Raw genomic sequence first — 14,613 nt, 5'->3', positions numbered from 1 at the left:
TAAAGGATCGGCAGCAGCGTCTCGATCGATTTCGAGCGGCGCATGTAGGGCGGCAGGATCGACGGAGAGAACCGGATGCGGTCGGGGCAGGTCACGTCCGCCTCGCGATCGCGCACCCGCGGCTGGCGGACGGCGACCGGACCGATCCCGGTCATCACCTCGCGCTCCGGCAGGTGACCGTGACGTACGACCCGCTGGTGGCCGTCCGCGGTCTTCAAATCGGCATGCTTGCCGAGAAAGTCCGCGACCTCGGCCTCGACCGCCTGGGCGAGCAGGCAACGCGCCCCATTGCGCAAGATTTCGGTGAGTTGATCCTCGACGTTTCCTGGCTGAATCAGCTTGATGATGTTATCTTTGGACACGGCATATCGCTCCTTCGGTGGAGAAGTGGAGGCGTCAAGCACCCCCACGATATGCCGCCTTTCCGATTCCCGCCGTCACCAACTTTCGGCGATAGCTCCAACCACACGCAATCTGATGCAGACAGCCAGCGCTTTGCGGACATGTTTGCTGGGATGCACATAGCGGCGCCGAGCGCTAGCTCGTCTTCGGGAGCAACACCCTCGTACTCCCTCGTTCGGCGACCTCCTGTGGTGGAGATCACAAGGTCTTCATTCGAGGAGAACGTGAAGGACTGTTTTGGCGATGAAATCCAGCATATCGCCGCGAAACCACAGCGATACTCGCTTCCCATATCCTCGAAAGCCGAACGCACGGCACAAGTTGCTTATGACCACGGCAGGAAATCTGGTTCGGAAAACGCACGCTATTTCAGCTATCAGCTAGCCAACAAGAGTGTTGGACTTCTGCGAACGGAAGGCGGAGCTAGCATGAGTGATGTGTTCAAAGAGGAAAAGGCACGCGCGCGCTGGCGGGAACAGTTTCCCGGACGGACCGAACTCACATCCACGGTGGATTTTCGGGTTACTCATCCCCTTGTCGAGAACGCAGGCGATATTCTGTTGGAACATCAGCTTCGGCTCGACGGCGAACGGCCTTTGCTCCTCTCTCATGCTGTCAACGACGACGCGAAAGCCCGCGCAGCGGCGTTGGGTTTTGTTGAGGTGAGTGACTCGATGATGGTGCTTGACCCTACCCGGCATTCCGACAAGTGGACGAAGAATGATGACGGCGAATGGCAGCGGAAAAACAAGCCTCAATTGTATCTTTCTAAAGCTGAACCCAGTGACGGCAGTGAAACCAGGGGGGCCCAGCGTGCCCCAGATACCATGCCGGATTGGGACGACGATGACTTTATGTAGACTGGTCCGAAGAAGATAGATCATGCGAAGCGAGACCGGATTTGCCAGTGGGTCAGAATACCCGTCTTTGGTGTCCGTCGCCATGCAGCAACTTCAGGATACTCAAGAAGACTCATCGCCTACACGGGCCTCACGCGCGGTAAGCGCTGGTTGTGCTGGTTGGACAAAAGAGCGCGCCGGCTATTCTCATCGAGAGCCGGCAAATCGAGCGGCTATGGTCCAGCGCGAAATCGTCTCAGGGCAGCTCACCACAGGTTCGGTGAGTGCCGCTCCTGATGCGCCCAGAGGCTGTCAAAAGAATGTGTAAGTAGGTTTCTGTGAGTTTACCTTACCGAGGAGACTCACATGAGGACCGAGACGACGATTACACCCTGAACTATTGGATCAACTGCTTGCTAAGTATGAGAAGCCTGAAGACCTCACAGGTGCAGACGGGCTTTTCAAGCAGCTGAAGAAGGCGCTGATTGGGCGGGCGCTTGGTGCGGAGCTAAGTGATCATCTTGGCTACGAGAAGGGGGACCCGGTGCCTTGACAGAGCTTGCTGCCCGGCCACTGTTAGTCCGCATTTCTCACAGAGTTAGGCGCATCGGGGCGCCGAATCAGCGAAGGTTCTTTTGCGAGAAGGACTTTGCGATGATTCGAGGAGCGCCCCGATGCCGACAGAGTGTAGCGCAGAGCGGTTTGATTTTGGAAGGGTGGAAGGACGCCTCGTGGAAGCGGCCTTTGACGCTGGACTGGTGACGTCGGATGCCGGCGCGCTGCTTCTGGGCGCGGCCGATCGGGCGATCGATCTGGTGGGGCGTTTTGCGGATTGCTTTCGCGATCATCGCCGGCAGGACCTGATCGAGCACACGGTGGCGACACTGATCGGGCAGCGGGTATTTGGCATCGCGCTCGGCTATGAAGATCTCAACGACCACGACGAGTTGCGGCACGATCCGCTGATGGCGGTGCTTTCGGGCAAGCTTTCGGCCCGGCGCGAGGACTGCGCACCGGTGGCCGGCAAGTCGACGCTGAACCGGCTGGAACTGAGCCGAAACGAGCCTTCGCGCTATCACAAGATCGCTTACGACGCGGCGGCGATCGAGGCGTTGCCGGTGACGCTGTTCCTGGAGGCGCACAAGCAGCCGCCGCGCCAGATCATCCTCGATCTCGACGCCACCGACGACCCGTTGCACGGGCAGCAGGAGGGGCGCTTCTTCCACGGCTATTACGACTGCTACTGCTATCTGCCGCTATACGTGTTCTGCGGCCGGCATTTGTTGGCAGCCAAACTGCGCCCCTCCGACATCGACGCCAGCGCGGGCAGCGTCGCGGAGGTCGAGCGGATCGTCCGGCAGATCCGTGCCCGCTGGCCGTTCGTGCGCATCCTGCTACGGGCGGACTCAGGCTTTGCGCGCGAGGCGCTGATGGCATGGTGCGAGCAGAACCGCGTGGATTACCTGTTCGGGCTCGCTCGCAACACGCGCCTGGTCGCCATGATCGAAGAGGAGCTTGCCACGGCAAGAGCCGCGGCCGAGAAGACCGGCCGCCCGGCGCGCCGCTTCAGGGACTTCCAGTGGACGACGCTTGATAGCTGGAGCCAGGAGCGCCGCGTCGTCGCCAAGGCGGAGTGGACGCACGGCGAGGCCAACCCGCGCTTCGTCGTAACCTCGCTCAAGCGCAGCGAGGCGGGCGCGCGGCAGCTCTATGAGGACATTTACTGCGCCCGCGGCGACATGGAGAACCGGATCAAGGAATGCCAGCTCGATCTCTACGCTGACCGCACCTCGGCTCAGACCATGCGGGCCAACCAGCTCAGGCTGTGGTTCGCCGCGATGGCCTACGTGCTGATCTGTGCGCTGCGGCGCATCGGCCTTGCCGACACCGCCTTTGCCGACGCCACCTGCGGCACCATCCGCCTCAAGCTGCTGAAGATCGGGGCACTGGTGCGCATCTCCTGCCGCCGCATCAAGATCGCCATGGCCTCGGCCTGCCCAGCCGCCGAACAATGGGGCCGTGCTGCCCGTCGCCTGGCCGAAGCCGCCAAGGCCCGCGCCTAGCCGGCCTGACACGCGCCGCCGCGCCCAATCCGCGGCATCATTAAGAAGCCCCAGCGGAGACACACAAACCAAATCGCCCCAGCGCCTTCGGCGCCACGGTCCTCGTCGCCTTCGCGCCGATCCACCAATGGCCGTCGCAAATCAATTGGCCCTGTGAGAAATGCGGGTTAGCCACCATGGGATCGATGACAATGTCCGGCTGATGCAAGAAACGACTACAATTCAACCTTCACAGAGGCCTCTTACACGAAATATCTGACATTCCCCTTTCAAACGGCCGATGGCCTGTCTTTGTTTTTTTTGCGCCCCGTCCGTGGCGATGGACCTTGACGATCGTGGCGTCGACCATGGCGTATAACATGTCCGGCTCGTCCGAGATCGCGCCGAACAGGCGTCCACACGTCCGCCTTCACCCAGTCGCGGAAACGCGTGTACACGCTATTTCATTGGCCGAAAGCGCGCGGCAAATCGCGCCAGGGACTGCCCGGGCGCGCGATCCATAACACCGCCTCAACAAACAGCCGGTTGTCCTTGCCGCTGCGTCCGGGATCGCCCGGTTTGCCGAGACACAGCGGTTCCATCTTCGTCCATTGGGCGTCAGTCAAAAACGAATCGTTCCACCCGAAGCTTGAATCACAACCGAGCCCCGATGAGTATTCCAACAGGCCCAGCGCCTGGATTTGGGACTTTTCATCCACACGGCGCCGAGACGTAGGCTCGCCAGATGCCTTGCACCGTCGACACCGACAGGCCGTTGGCGTTCGCCATGTCGCGCGAACTCCAATGGGTGGCGTTCTCGGGGGCATTTCTCCAGCGTCCGCACGACCACCGCTTCGATGCGAGCGTCGTCACTCGTGCGCGGCGCCCCGGAACGCGGCTCGTCGTGCAGCCCGGCCACGCGCCGCTTCACAAAACGACGCTGCCATTTGCCTACCGTCTGCGTGTCCAGGCCCAACTTGGCCGCCACTTCCTCGTTCTCACCGCTCTCCGCGCAGGTCAGCACAATCCGAGCTCTCAGAGCCAGCGCTAGCGCCTTCTTTCGCCGCATTGTCAGCGACTTCAGTTCGGCACGCTCGTCATCGCTCTATATCAGGGGCGCAAGTTGCTGGACCGCGATCAGATCCGCCGTCGCTGTTGCCAGCACGCCATCTTTGGCACAGCGACGCGAAGCTACGATTGCGAACTTGTGACTCGGGACACTAGCACCACGGCATCTTCCATGGAATTGGAGCCACGGTGATTCGGATTTTCTTTGTGCATCCGTGAGAATGCTCTTCGTCAGCTAATTGTCAGCCGGGCCTTCTATCTAGACAGGCTGCGCATTCTCGCCTGTATCGGAGATTGGAATATGACGGGCATTGGCCGACCTGGCAAATCGCACGTTGGGGCTGCTGGAGCCGACAGCACGTGGGGATTGAGCAGTTCGCGCTCGGAGTCTAGTCTTGCCCCTAGGGAAGGCAGCCAACGGTTCGATTCCGTCGTGGAGCGGATGCGCTCTGGGCCTCAAGATAGAACGGCGCCGGTCGCCAGCCAGCCGCGAACTTCGGGTATGGCAGTTCCCATTTCCTCGACAGGCGACGAGATCAAGGCAACAAAGCGACAAATGGACCGCCTGGTTGAGGAACTTGACGCTTGCCGTAATGCAGCCATGCAAGCGCAGAACTCGTCGGAGGCGCAAGAGCTGATCGACCAGCTCGTCAAGGCAAGCTCAAAAGTTCTGGACTACCGCGCAAGCCTGCCCCCGCATGTAGCGCGTAGCATTCTGTCCGATGATCAGGCTCGCGGACTCCGCGACGAGGCGCTCCATGCGGCGGACCAATGCAACACACTGGCGACCCCGACTATCTACGCCTTGGAGCAGAGCAGGAAGAGTGCGGCCACCGTGCTCGACCGGATGCTCCAATCCAACGCTCCCCCCGACCAGCTGAGCCGAGCGGTTTCCAGTGTGGCGAACCGCTATGCGGCCTGCATGGAGTGGTGGGGAAAGAAGGCATTGCGCTCGGAACGGATGCAGTCCGTCTGCGCCGCCACTGCCAAATTACCAAGTACAACGGCCGAGATGCGGCAGGCCGAAGAGGCCGCACTGCGGCTACACACCGGCTGGGCACTTAATATGAAGTGCATGCATCTGCAATCGCGGGTCGCTCTCGCGCAGGTCATGATTGAGCCGCAGGCGAGCACGTTCGAACCAGCCATGAGGGAAATCCTCATGGGTGAGAACGGGCGGGTGCGTCTGTTGGGAACCTTCATCGAGGACGTTTTTCCGGCATTCCGCTCGACGGCCGACGCTGTTCTAAACAGTAAAGGACGCGCGCTCGACGCAGAGCACTGCGCCGTTCTGGAAGGAGTCATGGAGCGGCTTTCGGAATTTGCGTTGGCGTTGCACGACATCATTGCCAAGCTAGGCGATGTCGGAACAGGTGCCGACCTCCCATTGGAACTGTTGGGCCAGATCGTGGAAGGCACGTGGGTCACTGCGCACGAGGTCATGCGCCTCCTGTCACTGCAGCCGAAGACGCCAGCCATCATTGCACCGCCGGCCGACGCTGGGGCTGCGATACCGGCCAACACTACCGGCAGGGATGTAGTGGCCGAAGGCACTACAGCGCGGAGGAAGGGGAAAGGCAAGCGCGCGCCGGCCGCTGGCGCTGGGAGTTCGGCGGCCGGGCGGACGCAGCCTCAGGTCGCTACGGCCGACAACGCCACAGTGCCAGCAGCCAAGGTTCTCGTGCTCTCGGATCTAGGTACGAAGAGCCTCGTGAGCGCGGAGGAGGCGCATGCGAGGGCGTCATCGTCGGCGACGGCACACTTGGCGATCTGGCAGGCCCCGCCGTCGATCGAGGCACTGACGCAACTCCTCAAGCGGTTGGACGAACTTTTGCAATTCGATCTGTCTGGTCACCAAAGGGCCGTCTCGCAAGCGCGCCAGATGAAACCCGAGGACGCCGACCACGTCGTGGACACCGTAGTTGAGCGCTTGCAGACGCAGGCCGCCGAGATGCAGGCCTGTGTGGCCGCGTTGGAGGAGCCTCGCCGAAGCGGCCTACTCACGCCTGCGCAAGTGCCCGAAGTGCACGACAAGACAGTCCGGCTCAAGATGATGTTGTCCCAGGCGCAGGGGCTGGCCAAGGCTTTGAACGAGCGAAAGGCCACGACTAGGATCGATTGCATGAAAACCTACGCATTTCCGTCGCAGAAGTACCTTGAACACTTGCGGGCGGCCGAGGAGTTGGCGCCTGCGGATCTACCGCGCGCGTTAAAGGGCGAGCCAGGGACGCTGTTCGAGATCAAGCTGCAACCCAAGGCGCTGCGCAATGGTGCAATGCCGAGTCCGATGTGGGTGCACATCCATACGAAGCGGCCGGTACTTGCGCGGCAATTGGCGACGCTGGATGACGTGGACTTCGCCGCTTGCCACGTCAAGTCCAATGAACAGCGCGGCTACAATCGGCAGTGGCAGAACGCCCGGGCTGCGACGGGTCACGAGAGCGTCGTGGTCCACCGCGGCAAGCTTACGCCTGCGTTCTGTAAGTCCTTGTTGAGCACAGTGCTTGGCGGCCACCCACGCTATCCGCTTGCCGAGGCGGAGCACCGGTCGACGCAGGCCGCTCGACACGGGATGTAGTCGGGGGCGTCTCGCGGTAGAGTGCCGATTGTGGTGACACCATCAGCCAGACCTCCGAAATCCGGAGCCAGCAGGCTGTGATCAGATCATGGGTCTTCAGCAGGCCGGTAGACTGAAAGCTTCCGCTTCGGTTTATAACGCTCGTACCATGCGGCAATCAGCGCACTCGTATCGATGCAGTAAATCTTCTTGGCCATTCCGGTTTAGGGCGCCATGCCAAAGGCCGCCTTTTTCCATTGGAGCAACGGTCGTAACCTTCATATTTAAGAGATCCGCGACATCGCGCAGTGTGAAATATCGATCGTGATAGCCCTGGAAATAAGCTGGGTAAACGTGCGACCGAGCTGACTCAGCACCACGTAATGATACTTGGGGCCGCCTTCGGACGGTTCTTTCTGTTCGTCAAGCTGGGCGTAGATCCTCTGGAAATCAGCGCGCTTGCTGTCATAGAAGGCCTGGTGGTGCGACCGAGCGTCAGCAGCCGCCGCAGCACGGCTTCCTGGCCGACGCCAAAGCGCTGGGCCAACGCTTCAGCGTCTCCGAATTCCGCTTAATAGCCGTTCGCAACATTGGCGTGAGCGGGGCCATTCCCCGCCGCAGGTGTACCATATCCTCGGTAATCCCCGGGCTCAGGAACTGCGCCATGATTTCGTCCAGCGCCTCCTCGTCTTGTTGCACGCCGGGAGGCAGCCACAGGGCCGCGGCGCGAATCCCTCCCGTGACGTACGCTGTGCCATGCTCGAATGCTCGTCCGCCACAGGCGTTGATGAACTGAGGCATGCTCTGAAGATATCGCCTTGCGTCAGGCCAACTCCACCGCATCAACGAATCGGCGGCAAAGCCGAGCACAATTGTCCAGACGGTGCTTGTGCGATTGTTTGCGTTCGCAGATTTGATGTCCGACTCCGCTGGCATAATGTGATTTCCGGGTCTCAATCTAGGCGTCACAGTTACAAGGGTGCAGGACAAATGGCTCTGAACGAGAGCAGAGAAAGGATACACCGACAGAGGCTTTCGTCGGATGCATCGGGCGTCCAGGTTAGCAAATGTCGCACGTTGAGGTCGCAGATGACTAACGATCTTTCACACGATCTTATAACGTATCACCTCGTCCCCCCATTGAGCTGTTCTGGTAAGGTCAGACATTCAAAGCACGTGCCAACTGCGAAGCCGCATATACTATTGCCCTCAGTCAGATGGTGCCATCGTTCGAAGCGGACGGCGCGCCTCATCTTCTCGCCCGCGATGCCGACACCATGATCTCCGTCGTAACTCGGTCCATTCATCCAATGGATGAAGTCGACGTATTAACTTACCGGCTTTCCTCTTCGTCTCTGAACTTTCGGAGCGCGTCGAGAAAGAAACACAACCAAAGGAATCGATAAAGTTGTGTCATTCTCGGTGCGGCCAATGCTTGCTTGGCCCCAGATATTGTCTCCGGTCGGCCGCTGGGGTGGTGTGATAGATCTGTGCCTGAAGTTGAGATGTGCGGTCGACGGCGCCGAAAGGAAACTCGTCTCTATAGTTGTCGTTAAATGCACGGATGTCCTTGAAGCTGCGTCTGACCAGTTCAACACTGAAACACTTTCGTCCATCATGTTCCTGAATGTCCTTGACGCACATTTCGTAGAGCCCGGGCATCAACGCTTCGATCGCCTCCAGAGTGCGGGTCAAGCGCAGCTGCGAAGCCCACGATGCATCGCGTGTCTTGTGCGAAATCTCCGTGCCCCAATTCTAGCGGATCATGGAAAGCGAGTTCCGCGATTGACAGCCCAGACGCTTGCCCCCCGAATGCACGTGTCAAACCAGTTGGTGCAAAAAAAAGAGTTTTGAGAGGTCGTAATTCAACGACTTGCGAGAGCGTTATGCCGTCGCTTCACATTTGCAACAAATGCGCGCAAGTACTGCGAGATGCACGCGTAGCTCAGCTGGATAGAGCGCGACCCTCCAAGGTGGAGGCCACCCGTGCGAATCGCGTCGGCTGCGCCATTTCAGTACAGAACCGCGAACGCCGAGAGCCGCCGATTTTTCGCTTGAGGCGGCGACCAGGGTCGCAGCAGTTCTGACTTCGATCCCATGATGCGGACTTCTTTTTCCGCCACCTCAATGCGCTGAGCGAGCGCGCGCAGGTGATCGCGGCGATAGCCGCCGTCGCGAAGCCGGAGCCGCTCACGGGCCACGTCTGCGAACGTCTTGACCATATCGGGCTGACAGCCTAATTGCCGACGCTGTCGAGCGCGGCCTGGGCGCGCTCGGCGTCAGCCGTGGCCTGATCCCGAATCGCCTTGAGGCCCGCGATGCTCTCTTTCAGACCTGGGGCGTCCCGGCTACGCCCGGTTCGATCGCGTCGTAGAGCCGGTTGAGCCGCTGGTCGGTTTCAGTGATCCGCTTGTTGAGCTCGGCGATGTGTTCGGCGGCGCGCTGAGCGCTCCTGGCGACGGTCAAGGACGCTGGCAAGCACTTCCTCCAGCCGGTCGGGATGGAGCAGACGGCTCTCAAGGTGACCGGCGACAAGATCGTCGAGCTTGTCCATGGGAATCGAACGGCCCTTGCATCCGGTCTCCCCCTGCCGGGCCTTGGTCGAGCAGGTGTACTAGCGATACATGCCGCCTGCGCTGCCCTTGCCGCTCCGCAGCGTCATCGCTCCCCCGCACTTGGCGCAAAAGCAAATGCCGGTAAGGAGGGTGGGACCGCTGGTGACGCGGGTCGGCGTCACCATGGGGTGACGAGATTTCAGACCGGCCTGCACCGGTCACGACCTCGCTCTCGGGTTTGCGCTCCCGTCCTTGTGCGAGCGCTTGTTGAACTTGTGCTCGCCGATATAGGTCGTGCGGGTCAGGATGCTGTGGATTTGAGCCAGACCCCAGCGCCCGCCATCGCGGGTGAAGGTGCGGCGTTCATTGAGATAGTAGGTAATGGACTTCACGCCCATCGGGCCGGATACGCCGTCCCCCTCCAGAAACAGACGATAGATCATTCGCACCGTGTCGGCGTGCAGTCGGTCGATCTCCAGTTTCTTCTTGGTCTTGGCGCCACGCTGCTCGGCCGCGACGATGCGATAGCCGATTGGCGGTAGGGCGCCATTCCAGAAGCCCCGCCGTGCATTCTCGCTCATCGCGCGCAGCACGTGCTTGGCGTTCTCCTTGGATTGATATTTATCGAACAGCGCCATGATCTGGCGCATCATGACGTGCATCAGGTCATCGCCCATCTCCTGCGTGATGGAGACGAGCTTGACGCCGTTCGTCGCCAGCTTGCGGACGTAGAACTCAAGCTCGAAATGGTCGCGGAGGAAACGGCTGAACGAATGAACCACGACGATGTCGAAGGGTGCGGGCTTGCATGTGCCCGCCTCGATCATGCGCTGAAACTCAGGGCGGCGGTCGTTGGTCGCGGAGGCTCCGGCTCCACGTAGGTCTCGACGATCGCATAGCCGCGCGCCGAGCAATAAGCCTCACCTTGCCGCTTCTGATCAGGAATGGAGACATCATGCTCGGCCTCCCGCGCCTTCGAGACGCGCAGATAGAGGGCGGCGCGCGCCCCTTTCGAACATTGGGGCACGGTCATGGCGGGCGTCTCCTTGTCAGATCATCGGCATGGCCCGAACAGTCGTCGAAGAGATCGGCGAACCACGCCTCGAATACGTCCACCTCGGTGTCCGTGACCGCGACGCGGTCGAGCCAATCGATTGTGACGGTCCAGTCAGCAAGATCATGCTTTGGCGGCCTGCCGGCACGCGGCCACGGCTCGATGCTGGCATAGTCGAAAAGATCATCCGGCAGGATGCCGGGACGCGACGGTCTTTGCTGGGTTTGGCGCGCGCTCGGGACATCCCGCCAGGATCGCGCGATCTGTCGAAAGCAAGAAGTAGCGTAATTTTACGCCACGATACCTAAGCTGCGCGATAAGCCGCGCAGCGTGAAAATACTTGCGTGGCGCGGGACCAGAGCTATTCATCGCAATTCATCGTCGACTACGCGGCGCGTTTCAGCGGACGAGCGCGTTCGATCCGCTGACGCTCCTTGGGGCTGTTCATCGCTTCCCAGAGATCGCTGCGCCGCTGCACGTTGAGCCAGAAGTCCGGGCTGTTGCCGAACACGCGGGCGAGGATCAGCGCGGTCGCCGCCGTCACGTTCCTGCGGTTGTTGCACAACTCGTTGACGTGCTTGCGCTGAACGCCCATCGCCTCGGCAAGCGCGCCCTGGGTCAAGCCCATCGGCTCCATGAACTCCTCGGTCAGTATCTCGGCGACCGGTGGCCGGCTTGCGCTTTGTCGTCAGCATGGTTTGCCTCGCTCTCATCGGTAGCAGTGATCAGATAGACGCCCGCCGCTTCGCCTCGCTTGCCGTCCCAGCGGAAGATCAACCGCCATTGCTGGTTGACGCGGATCGAATGGAACCCTGCCAGATTGCCGCGCAGCTTCTCGAAGTGATTGCTGGGCGGCACGCGTAAGTCCTGATCGGTCGTCGCATCGTCGATCATCTGAAGCTTGCGGCATAACCGGGCTTCATGATCGGGCGGGACGTTCCGCGAGCGGACATCATCCACAAAGAAGGCGCGTAGCCATTCATCCCGAAAGCCAACGATCATTCCAAGGCCCCAACATAGAGCCTATGTACCACCCTATGGGTCATATTATAAGCCGCAACCTACCACTGCGAACCCCTTCCACCTCGGGCATTGGAGCGCTCGCGCCCTCAATTAGCCTTACTTGCTTGGAGAGCCCAAGCCGGGGCGGCGACGGCTGGTCCAGGCCGTCAGCCGCGAAGAGGAGGCGCGACAGCGGCCCTTGAAGAGTCGTCGCTGATCCGGCCCACTCGCGCCAAGCACGCAAGGCTTTCCGCTGCTTCACAAGCCTAACGTGTTTGCGTCCGAAGCTCCACTCGATGCCGCCGCTATCGCGCATCACACCGCTGATGCTGGCCTGCGCTTGTCGAGCACAGGCTGCTGCCAGGGGACGAACTGGAAGCCGAGGCCGTCGTCGATCATGGCAAAGCGCCCGCTGGCGAGCGTGGCGATGCCCGCAAGCTTGTCGGCGACGAACTCACCCGGCTTGCTCGGTGTGTAACTGACGCGATCATCGGAGGAGCCGCCGCTGGCCTTCATCAAACAGTGGCATCGGCTTGAACGTTCGCCGCGAGCAGTGTTCGAGCGCGTCCAGCTCTGCGTCATGACGTGAGCTTTCGAGGCATTCGATGTCCGGCGAGGATCTTCGCCGGACCAACGTCGTGGGGGCCGTTCAGCATGTGCTGCTACGTCAAGGCGGCCGGATCATCATGCGCTTAACGCCAATGCGTTCTTCGCGGACCATTACCGGACTGGATATGTTCCATCCAAACAATAGATTTTACCAATTTTGCCGCAATCCCCATAGTCAGACGCTGGCTAACTCAAGCATCAATCAGGAAAATGCGTGTGAAATGACTGTTGGTTTCAACACAGTTGCTGGATGATAGGCAAGCGCGAACGGATGATTGCCCAGCTGCGTCCTGGTGTGCGCCGTACTGGATTGGGCATGACGTCTGCGAAAGCTGGACTGGAGGCTCTTCAATGGTCGGTAGACCCGCGGAGGCGGCGCTTTCCCGTAGTTCTTCGAGGCTGGTCTCGTTTGACAGCATCCGCACGGGCACCCGATCGTGCATTCTCAGTAGGTAGGTGACTCATGAGTTCGGACAGCAAGCATCAATCGCTAGAGCAGGAACTAGCCGCCGACGATCCGTGGAGGCTCGACGGTAATCCATTCGAACGCGAGCGTCACTCGCAAATGCTCCGGCTATCGCTTTCGCAAGGCGTGATTTCGCACGCCCTCGAGGTCGGGTGCGCGGCCGGCGCATTTACGGAAATACTAGCACCTCATTGCAAACGGCTCACAGTCATCGACGTTATGCCGCAAGCGATTCGTCGAGCTAGCCTGCGGACGAAACGGTGGTCGCACATAACCTGGATGACTTCGGACGTTCAGCAGTTTTCGACCGCCGAGCGGTTTGATTTGATCGTACTGGCCGAAGTCCTCTACTACCTTGGAGGCGTGGCCGAGATGCGCGCGACTATCCGCAAGTTGGTGCAGATGCTGGCGCCAGATGGACAGCTGGTTTTTGGGTCAGCCCGAGATACCAACTGCAGGCGTTGGGGCCATGCCGCTGGAGCTGAGACTTGCATGCTCATGTTGAAGGAATCGTTGGTCGAAGTCGAGCGAGTGAGTTGCCAAGGTCAGTCGGCTAACGAAGACTGCTTGATCTCCTGCTTTCGGAAGCCGAATTGATGCCGGCTCAAGAGGGCGTCAGAAAGAATGTGTAAGCAGGCTTCTGTGAGTTTACCTTACCGAGGAGACTCACATGACGACCGAGACGACGTTTACACCTGAACTACTGGAACAACTGGCTTGCTAACTATGAGAAGCCTGAAGACCTCACAGGTACGGACGGGCTTTTCAAGCAGCTGAAGAAGGCGCTGATTGAGCGGGCGCTTGGTGCGGAGCTGAGCGATCATCTTGGCTACGAGAAGGGGGACCCGGCCGGCCGCGGCAGCGGCAATAGCCGTAACGGGACCAGCGCGAAGACGATCCTGACCGAGGACGGCGGAGATCGACATAGCTTTGCCACGCGACCGGGCCGGCAGGTTCGAGCCGCTATTGATCGCCAAGGGCCAGACCCGTTCGACGGCTTCGACGACAAAATCCTGAGCCTCTACGCGCGCGTTAGCTTGCGCAAGATCATTAAGACCCGCGGCAGTTTCCCAACGACGACGACGCGTTGAAGCTGCTTTATCTCGCACAAGAACGCCGGATTGAGGTGGCGGCGAGGTGTCGAGTGGACTGCCGCCATGGGCCAGTTCGCCATTCACTTCGGCTCGCGTTTTCCGGGATCAGCGCGATGACCAAAATGTCCGCCTTATCCGGCGGACCGAGTTTGGCCGATCAGCAAGCTCTGAAAAGGCGGGCCTGCGGGCCCCGCCTGCGACGGCTGCGGCTTTGACAGAGCTTGCTGCCCGGCCACTGTTTAGCCACCATAGGATCAAATGACAATGTCCGGCTAATGCCAGAAACGACTGCAATCCAGCTTCACAGAGGCCTCTTACACAAATATCTGACATTCCCTGCGCGCCCTTGTTCCTGCTTCCTTAAGCCCTTGAACGAGCTGCTCTCCGCCCATCATTCTCCCTGGTTACTTCGAAGCGGCGGTGCGCGATCAGATATCAACCAGCTCCGTCTCAAGCTCAGACCGCCACGAGGCGTGGCTGATCTATGCATGAATCCCTAAGACGATCCGCCCTGTGGATTCCTGCCACCCTTCTTACCGACATCGGCGTAAGAACATATGTATCCTCAATCGTGTAGTCAGCGCCCGCGAGGCAGCCACGCGCTAGCTCATTGACCGTATGCCGGATTGAGCTTGTGTCACGGTACTCAGTGTTGAGGCACGCTGCGATGAGTATACTCTCTGCTTTGAGAGGCGCTACCCTGCTCAGGCGCGCCTCATTGATGCAGTGCAACGGCATCGGCTGACCTCCTCGCCAGTCCAGAGGCTCGAACCCGTTTCCCCGTTCTTGCAAGTTGAAACTATGACAGGAGCGCATCTCATGTGGCGCGATCTGCTGTTTTCAGGCGGTCGACTACTGCGGGTTCTACTCGGTGCCGTCCGGGAAGTGGTGGGAATTTGGCGTGGCGCATTCTCCGGGAACATGA

At 60.2% G+C, this 14,613-nt stretch carries 14 protein-coding genes and 5 pseudogenes; 7 read left to right on the top strand and 12 right to left on the bottom strand.

All coding sequences use genetic code 11. The features are described from left to right. Window positions 1–410, bottom strand: a 410-nt coding sequence (locus KJQ96_RS36590) for a transposase (protein ID WP_213290956.1), incomplete at its 3' end; no start/stop codon positions are given. 180 nt (window positions 411–590) lie between these two features. Between KJQ96_RS36590 and KJQ96_RS36585 the strand changes: the two genes are divergently transcribed. From KJQ96_RS36585 to KJQ96_RS36580, 3 genes and pseudogenes are all read left to right on the top strand, one after another. After that, on the top strand, window positions 591–1,262 hold the full coding sequence (locus KJQ96_RS36585; RefSeq protein ID WP_213290955.1) for an effector protein NopP: 672 nt from the start codon (window positions 591–593) through the stop codon (window positions 1,260–1,262). 379 nt (window positions 1,263–1,641) lie between these two features. Then, window positions 1,642–1,788: pseudogene (locus KJQ96_RS40945) on the top strand (IS256 family transposase); the annotation flags it as partial. A 127-nt stretch (window positions 1,789–1,915) separates the two neighbouring features. After that, a complete protein-coding gene (locus KJQ96_RS36580) occupies window positions 1,916–3,304 on the top strand; it encodes an IS1380 family transposase (protein WP_213290954.1) in 1,389 nt (462 codons plus the stop codon). Window positions 3,305–3,602: 298 nt separating this feature from the next. Here the strand turns inward: KJQ96_RS36580 and KJQ96_RS40940 are convergent. Further along, window positions 3,603–3,885 (bottom strand): annotated as a pseudogene (locus tag KJQ96_RS40940) (transposase); the annotation flags it as partial. A 20-nt stretch (window positions 3,886–3,905) separates the two neighbouring features. Then, window positions 3,906–4,352 (bottom strand): helix-turn-helix domain-containing protein, encoded by a 447-nt coding sequence (locus KJQ96_RS42410; protein ID WP_213290952.1) that lies wholly within the window; start codon window positions 4,350–4,352, stop codon window positions 3,906–3,908. Window positions 4,353–4,652: 300 nt separating this feature from the next. Here KJQ96_RS42410 and KJQ96_RS36560 point away from each other — a divergent pair, with 300 nt between their 5' ends. Next, entirely contained in the window at window positions 4,653–6,929 is a 2,277-nt protein-coding gene (locus KJQ96_RS36560) for a hypothetical protein (RefSeq protein ID WP_213290959.1), read from the top strand. A gap of 474 nt (window positions 6,930–7,403) precedes the next feature. Here KJQ96_RS36560 and KJQ96_RS36555 read toward each other — a convergent pair whose 3' ends face one another. The 9 genes and pseudogenes from KJQ96_RS36555 to KJQ96_RS40910 form a co-directional block, all read right to left on the bottom strand. Continuing rightward, window positions 7,404–7,844: a hypothetical protein gene (locus KJQ96_RS36555; RefSeq protein ID WP_213256155.1), complete on the bottom strand. Its 441-nt coding sequence runs from the start codon at window positions 7,842–7,844 to the stop codon at window positions 7,404–7,406. A gap of 477 nt (window positions 7,845–8,321) precedes the next feature. Continuing rightward, window positions 8,322–8,603, bottom strand: coding sequence for a DUF3141 domain-containing protein (locus KJQ96_RS36550; protein WP_249734976.1), 282 nt, complete (start codon window positions 8,601–8,603; stop codon window positions 8,322–8,324). A 317-nt stretch (window positions 8,604–8,920) separates the two neighbouring features. Next, on the bottom strand, window positions 8,921–9,130 hold the full coding sequence (locus tag KJQ96_RS40930; protein WP_190242198.1) for a hypothetical protein: 210 nt from the start codon (window positions 9,128–9,130) through the stop codon (window positions 8,921–8,923). Between the two features lie 106 nt (window positions 9,131–9,236). Beyond that, the gene (locus KJQ96_RS40925) at window positions 9,237–9,386 is read right to left on the bottom strand and encodes a hypothetical protein (protein ID WP_249734974.1); all 150 of its coding nucleotides are present in this window, start codon (window positions 9,384–9,386) and stop codon (window positions 9,237–9,239) included. Between the two features lie 295 nt (window positions 9,387–9,681). Further along, window positions 9,682–10,290 (bottom strand): recombinase family protein, encoded by a 609-nt coding sequence (locus tag KJQ96_RS42405; protein WP_375293252.1) that lies wholly within the window; start codon window positions 10,288–10,290, stop codon window positions 9,682–9,684. Next, a complete protein-coding gene (locus KJQ96_RS42400) occupies window positions 10,287–10,496 on the bottom strand; it encodes a recombinase family protein (RefSeq protein WP_375293251.1) in 210 nt (69 codons plus the stop codon). Before KJQ96_RS42400 ends, KJQ96_RS42405 begins: the two co-directional genes overlap by 4 nt. Before the next feature lie 406 nt (window positions 10,497–10,902). Then, window positions 10,903–11,212 (bottom strand): annotated as a pseudogene (locus KJQ96_RS36540) (HigA family addiction module antitoxin). Between the two features lie 31 nt (window positions 11,213–11,243). Continuing rightward, a pseudogene (locus tag KJQ96_RS36535) lies at window positions 11,244–11,519 on the bottom strand (type II toxin-antitoxin system RelE/ParE family toxin); the annotation flags it as partial. Window positions 11,520–11,834: 315 nt separating this feature from the next. Continuing rightward, on the bottom strand, window positions 11,835–12,035 hold the full coding sequence (locus KJQ96_RS40910) for a DUF3363 domain-containing protein (protein WP_249734972.1): 201 nt from the start codon (window positions 12,033–12,035) through the stop codon (window positions 11,835–11,837). 89 nt (window positions 12,036–12,124) lie between these two features. On the opposite strand from KJQ96_RS40910, the gene KJQ96_RS36525 reads away from it, so the two are divergent. From KJQ96_RS36525 to KJQ96_RS36515, 3 genes and pseudogenes are all read left to right on the top strand, one after another. Beyond that, window positions 12,125–12,382 (top strand): hypothetical protein, encoded by a 258-nt coding sequence (locus KJQ96_RS36525; protein WP_213256151.1) that lies wholly within the window; start codon window positions 12,125–12,127, stop codon window positions 12,380–12,382. Between the two features lie 209 nt (window positions 12,383–12,591). Beyond that, on the top strand, window positions 12,592–13,191 hold the full coding sequence (gene nodS / locus KJQ96_RS36520; RefSeq protein ID WP_108522978.1) for a nodulation methyltransferase NodS: 600 nt from the start codon (window positions 12,592–12,594) through the stop codon (window positions 13,189–13,191). A 73-nt stretch (window positions 13,192–13,264) separates the two neighbouring features. Continuing rightward, window positions 13,265–13,643, top strand: a pseudogene (locus tag KJQ96_RS36515) (transposase); the annotation flags it as partial. Between the last annotated feature and the right edge of the window lie 970 nt (window positions 13,644–14,613).

The organism is Bradyrhizobium sp. sGM-13, assembly GCF_018398875.1.
GTDB lineage: Bacteria > Pseudomonadota > Alphaproteobacteria > Rhizobiales > Xanthobacteraceae > Bradyrhizobium.
The sequence above is the reverse complement of the archived record's forward strand: the minus strand, read 5'-3'. Positions and strand labels throughout refer to the sequence as shown.